The 14175-nt window shown below is 72.5% G+C and carries 13 protein-coding genes; 5 read left to right on the top strand and 8 right to left on the bottom strand.

Translation table 11 applies throughout. The features are described 5' to 3' along the window. The 6 genes from ACFXDJ_RS25210 to ACFXDJ_RS25235 all read right to left on the bottom strand — a co-directional run. On the bottom strand, positions 1 to 841 hold an 841-nt coding region (locus ACFXDJ_RS25210), incomplete at its 3' end, for an FAD-dependent oxidoreductase (protein ID WP_384850350.1). Between the two features lie 40 nt (positions 842 to 881). After that, positions 882 to 1307: a thioredoxin family protein gene (locus tag ACFXDJ_RS25215; protein ID WP_384652951.1), complete on the bottom strand. Its 426-nt coding sequence runs from the start codon at positions 1305 to 1307 to the stop codon at positions 882 to 884. 128 nt (positions 1308 to 1435) lie between these two features. Next, positions 1436 to 2875, bottom strand: coding sequence for an aldehyde dehydrogenase family protein (locus ACFXDJ_RS25220; protein ID WP_384850353.1), 1440 nt, complete (start codon positions 2873 to 2875; stop codon positions 1436 to 1438). A 187-nt stretch (positions 2876 to 3062) separates the two neighbouring features. Continuing rightward, positions 3063 to 4274, bottom strand: coding sequence for a thiolase family protein (locus ACFXDJ_RS25225; protein WP_384652900.1), 1212 nt, complete (start codon positions 4272 to 4274; stop codon positions 3063 to 3065). A gap of 208 nt (positions 4275 to 4482) precedes the next feature. Next, entirely contained in the window at positions 4483 to 6792 is a 2310-nt protein-coding gene (locus ACFXDJ_RS25230) for an FtsX-like permease family protein (protein WP_384652902.1), read from the bottom strand. Continuing rightward, positions 6789 to 7499 (bottom strand): ABC transporter ATP-binding protein, encoded by a 711-nt coding sequence (locus ACFXDJ_RS25235; RefSeq protein WP_384652904.1) that lies wholly within the window; start codon positions 7497 to 7499, stop codon positions 6789 to 6791. Before ACFXDJ_RS25235 ends, ACFXDJ_RS25230 begins: the two co-directional genes overlap by 4 nt. 150 nt (positions 7500 to 7649) lie before the next feature. On the opposite strand from ACFXDJ_RS25235, the gene ACFXDJ_RS25240 reads away from it, so the two are divergent. Together ACFXDJ_RS25240 and ACFXDJ_RS25245 are read left to right on the top strand one after the other, a co-directional pair. Next, positions 7650 to 8489, top strand: coding sequence for a sensor histidine kinase (locus tag ACFXDJ_RS25240; RefSeq protein WP_384652906.1), 840 nt, complete (start codon positions 7650 to 7652; stop codon positions 8487 to 8489). Then, positions 8486 to 9208, top strand: coding sequence for a response regulator (locus ACFXDJ_RS25245; protein ID WP_384652908.1), 723 nt, complete (start codon positions 8486 to 8488; stop codon positions 9206 to 9208). The genes ACFXDJ_RS25240 and ACFXDJ_RS25245 overlap by 4 nt, the downstream gene beginning before the upstream one ends. A gap of 58 nt (positions 9209 to 9266) precedes the next feature. Here the strand turns inward: ACFXDJ_RS25245 and ACFXDJ_RS25250 are convergent, their stop codons facing one another. Next, a complete protein-coding gene (locus tag ACFXDJ_RS25250) occupies positions 9267 to 10244 on the bottom strand; it encodes a LacI family DNA-binding transcriptional regulator (RefSeq protein WP_384652910.1) in 978 nt (325 codons plus the stop codon). Positions 10245 to 10711: 467 nt separating this feature from the next. On the opposite strand from ACFXDJ_RS25250, the gene ACFXDJ_RS25255 reads away from it, so the two are divergent. The 3 genes from ACFXDJ_RS25255 (at position 10712) to ACFXDJ_RS25265 (ending at position 13145) form a co-directional block, all read left to right on the top strand. After that, the gene (locus ACFXDJ_RS25255) at positions 10712 to 11965 is read left to right on the top strand and encodes an MFS transporter (protein ID WP_384652912.1); all 1254 of its coding nucleotides are present in this window, start codon (positions 10712 to 10714) and stop codon (positions 11963 to 11965) included. Between the two features lie 82 nt (positions 11966 to 12047). Further along, complete coding sequence (locus ACFXDJ_RS25260) at positions 12048 to 12743, top strand: alpha/beta fold hydrolase (protein ID WP_384652953.1); 696 nt, start codon at positions 12048 to 12050, stop codon at positions 12741 to 12743. Positions 12744 to 12989: 246 nt separating this feature from the next. Next, entirely contained in the window at positions 12990 to 13145 is a 156-nt protein-coding gene (locus ACFXDJ_RS25265; RefSeq protein WP_384653007.1) for a hypothetical protein, read from the top strand. A 422-nt stretch (positions 13146 to 13567) separates the two neighbouring features. On the opposite strand, the gene ACFXDJ_RS25270 is transcribed toward ACFXDJ_RS25265, so the two are convergent. Beyond that, positions 13568 to 14170: an SMI1/KNR4 family protein gene (locus ACFXDJ_RS25270; protein WP_384653005.1), complete on the bottom strand. Its 603-nt coding sequence runs from the start codon at positions 14168 to 14170 to the stop codon at positions 13568 to 13570. Positions 14171 to 14175 lie beyond the last annotated feature (5 nt).

A 14175-nucleotide genomic window follows, 5' to 3' on the forward strand; every position in this document is an offset into this window, starting at 1 on the left:
GGTTGCTCTGGGTGGGGGGCGCGCGGGCGGTCGCAATCACCATCTCGTCGCCCTCCTGCGACTCCCCCCCTTCCCCCCCCCCTGGGCGGGGCCGGCGCCCCCCCCCCCCACCCCCGCCCCCCCCCGCGACCCCCGTACGGACCTTCGCGCCCGCCTCGCGCAGGGCCTCGGCCACCAGCTCCCCGGCGAACGGCTCCATGCGCGGCAGCAGCCCGGAGCCCCGTACGAGCACGGTCACCTCGGAGCCCAGCGCCTGCCAGGCGGTGGCCATCTCGGCGGCCACGACCGAGCCGCCGACGATCAGCAGCCGGCCCGGCGCCGCCTGGGCGGAGGTCGCCTCGCGGCTGGTCCACGGCCGGGCGTCCACCAGGCCGGGCACATCGGGGATCACGGCCCGGGTGCCGGTCGCCACCACCACGGCGTGCCGGGCGGAGAGCACGTGGTGCTCCCCCTCGGGGCTGGTGACGGCGACCTTCCGGACTCCGTAGAGCCGCCCGTGCCCCCGGTACACGTGGGCGCCGACCGACTCCAGCCAGTCGATCTGGCCGTCGTCCTTCCAGCTGCCGGTCCAGTAGTCCCGGTGCGCGAACACCGCCTCGGCGTCCAGCGGGCCGGCCACGGCTCCCGCGAGACCCGGCACCCGGCGCGCGTCGGCCCGGGCGAGCGCCGGGCGCAGCAGCGCCTTGCTGGGCACGCAGGCCCAGTACGAGCACTCGCCGCCCACCAGCTCGCTCTCGACCAGGGCCGTGCTCAGCCCGGCGGCGCGGGTCCGGTCCACGATGTTCTCGCCGGCCGGTCCCCCGCCGAGCACCACTACGTCGTACTCCACCGCTTCAGTCATACGGGCCAGTCTCACCGCAGGGCGAGGGCCCGTCACGCACTCAGGCGTCCGGCGTGCCGGACTCCGGGGCGCCGGTGCCCGCTGCGCCGTTGCCCTCCGCGGCCTTCTGCTCCGCGGCGATCTTGGCGCGCACCTCGTCCATGTCCAGGGCGCGGGCCTGGCCGATGAGGTCCGTCAGGGCCGCTTCCGGAAGCGCGCCGGGCTGGGCGAAGATCGCCACCTGGTCGCGGACGATCATCAGGGTCGGGATCGAGCTGATCTGGAAGGCCGCCGCCAGTTCCTGCTGCGCCTCGGTGTCCACCTTGGCGAAGACCAGGTCGGGGTTGGCCTCGGCGGCCTTCTCGTAGACCGGGGCGAACTGCAGGCAGGGGCGGCACCAGCCCGCCCAGAAGTCGATCAGCACGAATGAGTTCTCGCTCACCGTCTGGTCGAAGTTCTCCTTGGTGAGTTCGACAGTAGCCACGATTGTCCAGACCTCCTGATTGCTGCACTTCTTGTGCTCCGTGAACGAACGGAACGCCCCAGGCATTCCGCCCGGGGCGTTCGCGTTCGTCCAGGTCGGGCAGGATGCGAAAGCGATCGGAACGCGACGGCCTAGAACCCGTGCGCGCCGGGCGTGGCGCGGACCGTGGTCCAGCGCAGCTCGGTGAACGCGTCCAGGTTCGCCTCGCCGCCGAAGCGTGCGCCGGTGCCCGAGGCGCCGACGCCGCCGAAGGGGGCCACCGCCTCGTCGTTCACCGTCTGGTCGTTGATGTGCGCGATCCCGGTCGGGATCCGGCCCGCCAGGTCCAGGCCGCGCGCCGCGTCGGCGGTCACGATCCCGAGGGCGAGCCCGTAGGGGCCGGCCGAGGCCAGCCGTACGGCCTCGTCCTCCGTCGCGAAGGACCGTACGGGGGCCACCGGGCCGAAGACCTCCTCGGCGTAGGCGGGGGTGTCGTCGCCGACGCCCGCGAGCACGGTGGGCCGGTAGAAGAGGTCCCGGTGGGTGCCTCCGGCGACGAGCTTGGCGCCCTGCGCGGTACTGGCCTCCACCAGGCCGTGGACCCGGCCGAGCTGGGACCGGTCGATCAGCGGCCCCAGGTGCACCTGCTCGCGGTACGGGTCTCCGACCGCGAGCTCCTCGGCCCGCGCGGCCAGCCGCTCGACGTACTCGTCGTAGAGCGAGGCGTGCACCAGGTGCCGGCCCGCCGTCATGCAGATCTGGCCCTGGTGGAAGAAGGAACCCCAGGAGGCCTGCGCCACGGCCGCTTCCACGTCGGCGTCTCGGAGCACGACGAGCGCCGAGTTCCCGCCCAACTCCAGGTGTGCGCGGGTGAGGTGACGGCCCGCCAGTTCCCCCACGGCCCGGCCGCTCGCAGTGGATCCGGTGAACGACACCACGCGTACCCGGGGGTCGGCGACCACCGCCGCACCCGTGTCCGCGCCACCGGGCAGGACGTGCAACAGCCCGGCCGGCAGGCCGGCCGCCGCGAGGACGGCGGCGAGCAGCAGACCGCCGCACACGGCGGTGCGACGGTCCGGCTTGAGGAGCACCGCGTTGCCCAGCGCCAGCGCGGGTGCCACCGAGCGGATCGCGAGGATCAGCGGGGCGTTGAAGGGCGCCACCACCCCCACCACGCCGACCGGTTCGCGGCGGGTGAAGGACAGCCGCGGGGCCTCGCTCGGCAGCACCTGGCCGGCCGGGCGCGAGGCCAGCGCCGCGGCCTCGTAGCACTCCTGCGCGGCGACGTGCAGCTCGAAGTCGGCCTTGCCGGGTATCGACCCGGACTCCCGCACCAGCCAGTCCCGCAGTTCGTCGGGGTGGGCGGCGAACAGGTCCCCGGCGCGGCGCAGCACGGCCGCCCGCTCCAGGTGGGTGGCCCGCGCCCAGTCGCGCTGCGCCGCGTGGGCCCGTACGGCGGCCTCCGTCACGTCGGCCGGGGCCGCCAGGTCGATGGTGGCGAGGGTCTGTCCGGTGGCGGGTTCGACCACGGGGGCGGTACCGCCGGTGAGCGTGGGTCCGTCCTGCCAGAGCGTCGGATCGAGAAGCGGCATGGCGCGGGGCCTCCGGGTGCGGGTGGGCGGGGCGGGGGGCGGCAGCACGCGCCATCGTGCCATCACCCCGCCCCCGAGACACCGGTTCCCTCTGCTCGGCGCATGGTTGCAGCCCACCTATGACCGAAAATGATCGCCGGCGGAGCCGATGGTGCCAGTGGCGCCACTGGAACGGTTCCCCCGCGGATCAGCGCTCCAGAACGAGAGCGATGCCCTGCCCCACGCCGATGCACAGCGCCGCCACACCGGTACCCGAACCGGCCGCCGCGAGCTGATGCGCGATCGAGCCCGCCAGCCGGGCCCCCGAGGCGCCGAGCGGGTGGCCGATGGCGATGGCCCCGCCGCGCGGATTGACCAACGCGGGGTCCAAGTCGGGCCAGTTGGCGAGACAGCCCAACGCCTGCGCCGCGAAAGCCTCGTTGAGCTCGAAGGCGGCCAGGTCCCCGAACCCCCGGCCCGCCTTGGCGAGCGCACGCTCGACGGCGTCCACCGGTCCCAGACCGAAGAGCTGGGGCTCGATCCCGGTGACCGCGGACGCGCTGATCCGCGCCAGCGGCTCCCGCCCGGTGGCGGCGAGGCCGGCCTCGTCGGTCAACAGCAGTGCGGCGGCGCCGTCGTTGAGCGGAGAGGCGTTCCCGGCGGTGACCGTGCCGGTGCCGTCCTTCCGGAAGGCGGGCTTCAGCCGCGCCAGCGCCTCGGGCGTGGACCCCTCCCGGATGCACTCGTCCCGTACGAGGTCCACCCCGGCGACCACCCCGGCCCACGGCACGACCTCGGCGTCGTACTGCCCGGCGGCCCAGGCCGCCGCCGCCTTGCGGTGGCTCTCCAGCGCGAAGGCGTCCTGCGCCTCGCGGGTGATGCCGTGCTTGTCGGCGACGAGTTCGGCGCCCTCACCGAGGGAACCGGTCCACTCGGCGGGCATGCGGGGGTTGGTCATCCGCCAGCCGAGGGTGGTGGACCACATCTGCTGGTGCCCGGCGGGGAAGCCGCGCTCGGGCTTCTGCACCACCCAGGGGGCCCGACTCATCGACTCGACCCCGCCCGCGATGGCGACGGAGGCGTCGTCGAGCGCGATGGCGCGGGCCGCCTGGATGACGGCTTCGAGCCCGGACCCGCAGAGCCGGTTGACGGTGACCCCGGGCACGCTCACGGGCAGCCCCGCGAGCAGCACCGCCATGCGGGCCACGTCGCGGTTGTCCTCGCCCGCGCCGTTGGCGTCGCCGAAGACCACGTCGTCGATGCGGGCCGGGTCGAGCGCGGGCGTACGGTCCACGAGCGCGCGCACCACGTGGGCGGCCAGATCATCGGGCCGGACCCCGGCGAGGGCCCCGCCGAACTTGCCGATCGGGGTGCGGACGGCGTCGACGACGTAGACGTCGCGGACGGTACGGATGCTCATGGAGTCCCTCCTGGGCGAGCGAGAGTGGCGGCGCGCCCTCACCGACGCCGTTGTCCGGCCCGGCGCACGCCCCGCCCGCGCCCGGTGGGGCGCGCCCGAAGTCTCCGTCCGCCCGTCCCCCCATGTCAACGCCCCTCCGGCCGGGCCCGCGCCCCTCCGGCCGGGAAACGCGGACCCCGGCCTGGGTACGAGGCCCCGGACAGGCGGGCTACTCGGTGTGCAGCACCGAGGCGATCGTCATCCGGGCCGCCGACCGGGCCGGGATCAGGGCGCCGAGGACCGCGATCGCCACGCCCGCCAGGAGCATCCCGGCCAGCTGCGGCGCGTGCCACACGTCCTTCATGGACTCCGGGAAGTCGACCACCCCTACGTTGTCCACGACGAAGCGGTGCGCCGCGATCCCCAGCGGGATGCCGAGGAGCCCGCCGACCGCGCCCAGCGCGGCGACCGAGGTCACCGTCATCACCACCACCTGCCGGGGGGTCATTCCGATCGACTTGAGCATGCCCAGGTCCCGGCGCCGCTCGCGCGTGTTCAGCAGGACCGTGTTGAAGACGCCGAGCGAGGCGACGAGGGTCAGCAGCACCGTGAACACCGTCGAGAAGGTAACGACCGTGGTGATGCCGGCGTTCCCCGAATCCGCCACCGACGCGCTCAGGCCCGGGTCGAGCGCCTCGACCGCCTCGGCGTAGGCACGCGCGTCGGCGCCCGGGGCGAGCCGCACCGTGTACTCGCTGGCCCCGGTGCCCGGTGCGAGTTGGGCCAGGGTCTGCCAGCCGGCCTCCACGGCCCTGGCGTTGCCTTCGATGACCTGGCCCACGACGGTCACGGTGACCTGCCTGCCGTTCAGCTCCAGAGCGAACCGGTCGCCGATCTTCAGCCCGCGCTGGGTCAGGAACGACGGCCCGGCCACGATCTCGCCCGCCGCCGCCGGCGCACGGCCCCTGACGATCGTGTGGGCGTACGAGGAATCGTCCCCGCGGTAGAAGTCGGCGAAGACGGGCTGGCTCTGCCCCGTCATGTTCGCCTGCGCCAGCGCGCGGGCCCGTACCCCCTGCGCGCCCGGAAGGGAGCGGAGCCGCTCCTCGATCTGCTGGTCACTGAGCCGGGGAGGCGTCCGGTCGTTGCCCGGACCCCCCGCCGTCACCTGGATCCTGGCGCCTCCGTCTTCCCGCCCGGCGTTGCCGAAGGCCAGCATGGTGCTGGTCAGTCCGGTCGACAGGGTCACGGTGGTGACCCCGAGGACGATGGCCGCCATGGTCAGCAGGGTGCGGCCGGGCCGGGCGAACGGCTGGCCCAGACCCAGGCTGACCGGTCGCGGCAGCCTGGTGGCGCCGAGCATCCGCTGGACGCGCAGCCCGCGCCCGGTCCGCGGCGCGCCGCCCGCGCTGATCGCCTGCGCGGCGGGCAGCCGGTGGGCCCGCAGGGCGGGGACCAGCGCGGCCAGCAGGACCAGCGCGGGCATGCCCACGAGGCAGACCACGGACACCCACGGGCTGATGTCTCCGACCGAGGCCCGGCCCACGTCGATGCCGGTGAACGCGACCTTCATGATCGGCCCGACGAGCACGTTGCCCAGCAGGGTGCCCAGTACGCAGCCCACGACGGCGGGCACGGAGAGCATGATCAGGTAGACGGAGACGACCTGGTTCGGTGTGAAGCCGAGGGCCTTGAGCACCCCGATGTGCCGGTATCCGGAGACGACGGCCCCGCTGACCACGTTGCCGACGATCAGGACGGAGACCAGCAGCCCGAGGACGCCGAAGAGCGTCATGAACGGGAGGTAGGAGTCGGCGAGTGCGGAGAAGGCCTGCTTGAGGGTGAGGTAGGTCTGCGCGCCGGTGAGCGATCCCTCCGGCAGCCCCGCGGTGGCCCCGGCGAGGCCGGCGCTCAGCCGGGCCTCCGTCGAGGCGTCCGTGAACCGGTAGAGCATCTGGGCGGAGGTCGGGTGCAGCGCGGCCATCTGCTCCGGCGAGACCCAGGCGCTCGCCGACTTGCTCATGCTCGCGGCGAATCCGACGACGGTCAGCGTCTGTCCCCCGGGGACCTCCAGTTCGGTGCCCAGCAGCGCCGTGCCGGGCGAGCCCTGGACCGACCAGTTGACGACGATCTCCCCGGGCGCGGTGGCCCAGTGGCCCTCCAGCAGATCGATCCGGTCCACGGGACCCGCCGGGTCGGCCCGGCCCACCACCGTCAGGGTGCCGCCCGCCATCCAGAGCCAGCCCTTGGGGATGTCCAGGACGGCCTGCCCGAAGGGCCCGGCCGCGGCCTCCACCCCGGGCTGCCGGGCGGTGCGCGCCAGTTGCTCTGTCGAGACCTTGGTGGTGTCGAAGGCCGCCACCGTATGGGCCCCGCGCTGCTTCGCGTACGCCTTGTCGAAGGGGCCCGAGGCGGCGCTCAGCAGCCCCAGCGCGAGCAGGACGGTGGCGGTGGAGCACAGGACGACGAGTCCGATGACGAAGGTCTGGACCCGGCGGCGCTTCACGGCCGCGCGCGAGGCCCTCCACACGGCGCTCACGCGGCCGCCTCCAGGGCGCTTTCGCGGGCGACCCGGCCGTCGGCGACTTCGACCAGCCGACTGGCGCAGCGGGTGGCCAGCTGAGGGTCGTGCGTGACGATCAGCAGGGTCTGGCCGATCTGGTTCAGGTCGATCAGCAGGTCCATCACCTGTTCCCCGGAACGGCTGTCGAGGGCGCCGGTCGGTTCGTCGGCCAGCAGCAGCGCCGGACGGTTCATCAGCGCCCTTGCCACGGCGACCCGTTGGCGCTCGCCGCCGCTGAGCGTCGCCGGATAGTTGTTCCGGCGTCCGGCGACACCGAGTTCGTCGAGGAGCTCCAGGGCCCGGCGGCGCGCCTGCCGGGTCGGGGTGCCGGTCAGCTGCGCGGCCAGCGCCACATTGTCCAGGACGGGCAGATCGTCGATGAGGTTGAAGAACTGGAAGATCATGCCGACGTTGCGCCGCCGGAACAGGGCCAGGCCGGTCTCGCTCAGCCCCCCGAGGTCATGACCCTGCACCTCGACCGTGCCCGAGGTCGGCCGGTCCAGGCCGGCCACCATGTTGAGCAGGGTGGACTTGCCGCAGCCCGAGGGCCCCATCACGGCGACCGCGTCCCCCGCCCTGATCTCCAACGACAGTCCGTCCAGGGCCTTCGCGTCTCCGTACTCCTTGTGCACGCCGTCCAGCCGCACCACCACTTGCCGTTCACCGCTGTGATCATTCGTCATGGCTCGAACCTAGGCCGGAGTCCGCGGACGCGGCGTCACCCCCTCGATGTATCCGTCCGGTCGGGTCATCCTGGAGATGTACGGGGCTGCGTGCGAGGGCTGCGTACGGGGCTGATGGCGAACACTCCGCGGAGCTGCGAAGATGATCACGTGTGGGGATCCGGGACGATCTGGCTGATCATCGCCCTGGCGGCGGCAGTTGGCGCCGTCGGGTGTCTCGGCGTGGCGTTGGCCCGGGCCCGACGGCTGCACCGGGCGGCCATCGAGGAGCGCGGCTGGCTGCTGGAGCGGGAGCGCGAGAGCGCGGCGCAGACCGCCGTCGACGCCGAGCGGGCCAGGATCGCGGCCGACCTCCACGACATCGTCAGCCACAACGTGAGCCTCATGGTGGTCCAGGCCGGGGCGGCCCGCGAGGTGCTGGCCACGATGCCGGAGGAGGCCGCGGCGGCGATGAGCGCCGTCGAGACTGCCGGGCGGAACACGATGACCGAGCTGCGGCACCTGCTCGGGCTGCTCGCACCCGCGCAGAACGGCGAGGACGAGCCCTACGGGATGGACCTGTCTCCGCAGCCGAGCCTGAGCCGGATCGGCCCGCTGATCGACCGCATCGCCTTCGCCGGCCTGCCCGTGGAGATGCGCGTCTCGGGCGAGCCGCGCCCGCTGCCGACCGGGATCGACGTCACCGCCTACCGGATCATCCAGGAGGCCCTGACCAATGCCCTCAAACACGGGGACGGAGCGAAGGCCGAGGTGACGGTGCGGTACGCGGACCACTACCTGCGGGTCGAGGTGCTGAACGGCGGCCCGAGCGTCCTGTCGGGCAGCCGTCCGGTGCGGAGCGGGGCGACGGGGGGCCGGGCGGACGGCACCGGACGCGGGCTGCTCGGCCTGCGGGAGCGGGTCACCGTCTACGGCGGCGACCTGGACGCCCGTCGCCGCCTCGGCGGCGGCTACCGCGTCCGCGCCCGGATACCGCTGGACCGGCCGTGACGGCGAACGCCACGCCCGGCCCCCGCGTCGTGATCGCCGATGACCAGGAACTGGTCCGCACCGGCTTCCGCATGATCCTGACCGCCCGCGGCATCGACGTGGTGGGCGAGGCCGCCGACGGGGCCGAGGCCGTGGCCCTCGTACGCGAACTGCGGCCCGACGTCGTGCTGATGGACATCCGGATGCCCGTCATGGACGGCCTGGAAGCCGCCCGCCGGGTCCTCGCGCACGCCCCGGACTGCCGGGTGATCATGCTGACCACCTTCGACCTGGACCGCTACGTCTACGCGGCCCTGGCCGCCGGAGCCAGCGGATTCCTGCTCAAGGACGTCACCCCCGCGCACCTGGCCGCAGCCGTCCGCCTGGTCGACACCGGTGACGCCCTGCTCGCGCCCTCGATCACCCGCCGCCTCGTGGAGCGCTTCGCGCCCGGCGCTCCCCCGGCCGGGCCGGGCCCCGCAACCCCGGCCGTGCACCGGGACCTGGCCGTACTGACACCGCGCGAGCTGGAGGTGCTGACGCTGATGGGCCGGGGGCTCTCCAATGCCGAACTGGCGAGGGAGCTGACCCTCAGCGAGGCGACGGTGAAGACGCACGTGGCCCGGATCTTCGGCAAACTGACCTTGCGCGACCGGGCCCAGGCCGTAGTCCTCGCCTATGAGACGGGACTCGTCTCACCGGGCGAGTCGGCCGACGCCACCGGCGATCAGGGCCGATAGCCCGCGAACCCCGGGCCCCGGACCGCAGGCCGCGCAGGGAGTCGGCCGGGGCGTCCCGTCAGGTCGACTCGCGCGGCAGCGCCACCGCCGCCATCAGGTCGTGCCGCCGCACCACGGCCGAAGGCTCCCGTACTGCCTGGTCCACCAGCCCCGCCAGCCGCTCGCCCGTCGGCATCTCGATCTGCACCGTGCTCAGCCTCGGCCTCAGCAGCCGCCCGATCAGCAGATCGTCCGCGCCGATGACGGCCACGTCCTGCGGCACCCGCAGCCCCGTGTCCTGGAACGCCCGCATCAGCAGCATCGCGTACTCGTCGTTGTACGCGAACACCGCGTCCAGGCCGAGCCCGGTCCACCGCTCCGCGAGCGCCGCCGCGGACTCCTCCGAGTAGGCCATCGGCAGGGCCACGACCTCGGCTCCGGCCACCGACCGGGCGCCGGCCAGCCGGGGCGCGGAGAAGAGCTCCAGCCCTTCCTCCTCCGGCACGATCACGCCGATCCGGCGCCGGCCGCGCTCCACCAGGTGTTCCGCCGCCCGTGCGCCGACCTCCGCCTGGTCCATGACCAGCGCGTGCGCTCCGGGGACGGTCACCGGTCCCATCGTTATCACCGCGCGCGCCCCGGCCCGCTTGAGGGTGGCGACGTTGTGCGCGGACAGCGTGATCTCGCCGAGCGAGATCACCGCGACCGGCCGCAACTCCGCCCAGGCCCGCGCGGCCTCGTCGCCCGTCAGGCCGAGGCTGCCGTACTGGACCACCGTGTAGTCGAGGCGGCGCAGCGCCCACTGCAACTCGTTGAGGAAGTTGCTGTAGAGCGGGCCGATCGGCACGTGCGAGGTGGGCAGCAGCACGATGCGCGTGTGCCCGGCGCGCAGGCTGCGGGCGGCCGCGTGCGGGACGTAGCCGAGCTCCTCGGCGGCTTCGCGCACCTTGCGGCGGGTCGGCTCGCTGATGCGTACGGCTTCCGCGTTGTTCAGGACGTACGAGACCGTCGCGCGCGAAACGCCGGCGAGCCGGGCCACGTCGGCGCTGGTCGGCACGGGCGGACTCGGCACCGACGGACTCGGCGCGGGCTGAGTCGGCGCGGGCTGAGTCGGGGCCGGTGCGGCCGGTGACGGGTCCGGTGCGGCCGGTGACGGGTCCGGTGCGGCCGGTGCGGCCGGTGACGGCGACTTGGGCGGCTTCGATGACTGAGACATTGCCGTCGCATCTTTCCAGACCGGTTGTGCCCAGGGGCTAGCGGATGGCCGGAAACGAATGCTACACAGTGGTTACACGATTCACTGACACGTGTAACCAAGGCGTCACCCCAGCTTCACCAGAGGTGTCTCCGCACGTGCTGTGACGTGCCCAGTCGTGCCGCCGCCCCGCCGCGTTCCGTCGCACCCCCGCCGTCGTGACGGGGCGGCGAGCACTCCTCCCCGTACCGCCTCCCGTACCCCTCCCACACCTTCAGGCACTCCTCCCCCACCCCTCAGCCCCCTCGAAAACTGCCCAGGAGGGCACCGTGGCCCTTTCCTCCCCCGGCACCGGCACCGCCGCAGCCACCACCGACGCCTCCGCCAAGTCCGCTCCCGGACGCGGCCTGCTCCCCTTGCTGCTCCTCGGCAACAGCGCCATGTACGCGCTCTACATCGGCGTCGCCGGCGTACTGCTCGCACTCCAGGTCGAAGACATCGACGCGGCGAACAAGGTCGCCAACTTCGGCCTGATCGCGGGGGTCTCCGCGATCTTCGCCACGGTCTTCAACCCGGTCGCGGGCGCCCTGTCCGACCGCAGCGGGCGGCGCAATCCCTGGATCCTGGGCGGTGGGCTCGCCGCGATACCGGCGATGCTGCTGCTCGGCGCCGCGGACACGATCCTGCTGATCACCATCGCCTGGTGCCTCGGCCAGGCCGTCATGAACATCTACCAGGCCGCCATCACCTCCGTGGTCCCCGACCGCGTCCCGATGAACGCCCGCGGCAAGGCCTCCGCGGCCGTCGGCCTCGGCCTGCCGTTTGGCTCCACCATCGGCGCCCTGATCGGCGCGGCCTGCTCGGACGACTACCGCACCGGGTACCTGATCTTCGGCGCGCTCGTCGCGGGCGCCGCCGTCCTGTTCATCGCCTGCACCCGTGAGCAGCGGCTGCCGGCGCGGGCCCCGATGCCGGTCAAGCAGCAGCTCGCCGCCTTCACGAGCGCCCTCAAGGACCACGACTTCCGCTGGGCGTTCATCGGGCGGGCGCTGCTCGTCCTCGGGTACTTCGCGGTGAGCGGCTACCAGCTGTACATCCTCCAGGACCACACCGTCCTGCCCGAGGGCATGAAGCCCGAGTCGGCCGTGGCCGTCCTGATGCCGCTGACCAGCGTGGCGATGGTGGTCTCCACCGTCCTGGGCGGCTGGCTCTCGGACAAGTACGACCGCCGCAAGCTCTTCGTCGGCGCCTCCGCACTGCTGTCCGCCATCGCGCTGGTGATCCCCGCCCTGTCGACCAGCTGGACGGCCATGCTGGCCTTCGCCGTGATCAACGGCCTGGCCTTCGGCTGCTACATGGCCGTGGACACCGCCCTGGTGACGATGGTCCTACCGAAGGCGGAGGACGCGGCCCGCGACATGGGCGTGCTCAACATCGCCAATGCCGGCCCGCAGATCGTCGCGCCGTTCATCGCCTCGGTGATCGTGTCGGTGAGCGGCGGCTACACCGCCCTGTTCATCGTGGCCGCCGTACTCGCGGTCGCGGGCGCGCTGGCCGTCAAGCCGATCCGCAGCGTCCGCTAGCCCGTCTCCTTCGGATCGGGCTTTCGCCCCGGTCACCGAACCCACCTCGTACACCATGCCGTTGACGATGAAAGGCACCACAGTGCAGCTCCACACCCACACCTGGGGCGAAGGCGACCGCGTCGCCCTCCTGATCCACGGGATCATGGCCGACCACCGGACCTGGCGCCGGGTCGGTCCCGCCCTCGCCGAGCGCGGCTACCGCGCCATCGCCGTGGACCTGCGCGGCCACGGGGCCAGCGGCCGGGGCGAGTACGGCCCCGAAATCTTCGCCGACGACGTGGTGGAGACCCTGCCGGCCGGCGCCGAGCTCGCCATCGGACACTCCCTCGGCGGCCTGACCCTCTCGCTCGCCGTCGACCGCCTGAAGCCGAAGCGGGCCGTGTTCTCCGACCCCGCATGGCACCTGGCCGCCCCCGAACCGGGCTTCACCCCGGAGATGTTCGCCCGGTTCAAGTCCGCGCCCAAGGAGCAGATCCAGGCGATGAACCCGCGCTGGGACGAGGCCGACGTCGACATCGAGCTGGAGACCCTGGCCGTCTGGGACGAGGCGACCGCGCTCTCCCTCGCTCCGCTGATGGGCGCCGACCTGCTACCGGCCGCGCCGGTGGTCCCCTCGCTCGTGCAACTGGCGGGCCCCAGCTTCCTGATCTCCGAGGAGCGGGCGGCGGTCCTCCGGGAACGCGGCTTCGAGGTACGTTCGGTGGCGGGAGCCGGGCACACCATCCACCGGGACGACTTCGACGGCTTCATGGCCTCCCTCGACGGGTGGGTCTAGGAAGCGGCAGCGCCTCGGGGGACGCGACGGCCGGCCGGGGGGCTCCCGCCCCACCCCGGCCGGCCGGCGGTATGCACAGCCCCTTTCCCCACGTCGGGCCTGCTGTGGGGGCGTCCGAGCCGGTCGTCGCCCGGAGTCTCGGTGCTGCGGTGGAGCGTGCCCTGTGAGTGGTCTGGCCACCGACGTGGAGGCCGTGTTGACCGAGGTCCTGGGCGGGCACGAGCGGGCATCCCGTCCCGTGCCGTGGTGGTGGCGGAGGTCCTGGACGTGGACGGCGAACGCTCCCTGTCGGTCATCACCACCCCGGGCCTGAGCGAGTGGGACGCGCTCGGGCTGTGCCGGCACGAAGTCCTCAGCATCGAGGGACCGACCGCCGCCAACTTCACCCGGGACACCGAGTGATCAACCGCGCCCCCGTGATGCCTGCCGTGCGCACGATGCTGACCACGGCAACCGGTCGGCCCTGTGCGGTCGGGGCGCTCCCGCTGGTCGACAGCAAACCGGCGCAGCTGCCGTACGGCGTCCTCTACCCACTGGGTGGCTTCGTGGACTGAGCGCCGCTCTCGGACGCCTCCGAGGGCGCCCACATCACCTACCGGGTGACGATCGTCGCCGCCCGCACCGACCAAGCCAAGCGGCTAGCCGGCCGAGCGCGCCGTGCGTTCCTCGGACGCAGCCCCACACGATGAGGCCTGGCCCGGCCAGTGGCCGCTCCCATCCCCCGGCCGCACCTGCAGGGATACAAATTGAGCGCAACGGCCTGGACCTGAGGAGCCGACTTCACGACCGAGCCCACGATGCCGCAAGTCTGATATTGAGAGCGATTAAACTCCACGATCAGGCCCATACCAGCGCACGACTTCACCACCTTGAGACATAGGCCGTGACTCCAACTCGACCGGCCCAGGATAGAAATATGAAGAATTTGGCCCTGCCATATCTTCACCCGCCAAATACCTATACAGCCATTCCGAGAAGCTCATCGAATACTCAAAGAACTCCCCGTCGCCATCCTCGATGAACAAGAGGGGGCGAAGCCCCTTCGGATCCGCCGCCAGGAATACCGTCTGCCCACTATCCGCAGACGCGATAGGCGTCAACCCGCGCAGGGTCCCGAATTCGAGCTCATCCAGATTGAGAACAATCCGAGGATCCCCATCCACATCTTCACCCCAAGGGACTTCAGACCATGCACGAGATGTATCGCGAATGTACTCCCCTAGATTCCATCGCGGCGTTGCCGGGTGATTTAGCACGAGATGCCCGTTCAACTTGACCGGAGCGTAGGCGTCAACCAGAGCCTTATAGTCGTCGGGCAACGCGAAGCCGAGATCGCTTTCAATCTTCAGCCATTCCGCCGGCTCTGAACGCCGCCCAGTCTCAGCACCCAGCACAGCCATCACCCTTGGCAGGTACTCGCCACTCACGACAC

Origin of the sequence: Streptomyces sp. NPDC059443 (assembly GCF_042750105.1) — a bacterium.
Taxonomy (GTDB): Bacteria; Actinomycetota; Actinomycetes; order Streptomycetales; family Streptomycetaceae; genus Streptomyces.

Coding starts and splice junctions, on each gene's coding strand:
- ACFXDJ_RS25220 (WP_384850353.1), bottom strand. CDS start 2,875: ATGCCGCTTCTCGATCCGACGCTCTGGCAGGACGGACCCACGCTCACC.
- ACFXDJ_RS25225 (WP_384652900.1), bottom strand. CDS start 4,274: ATGAGCATCCGTACCGTCCGCGACGTCTACGTCGTCGACGCCGTCCGC.
- ACFXDJ_RS25235 (WP_384652904.1), bottom strand. CDS start 7,499: ATGACGAATGATCACAGCGGTGAACGGCAAGTGGTGGTGCGGCTGGAC.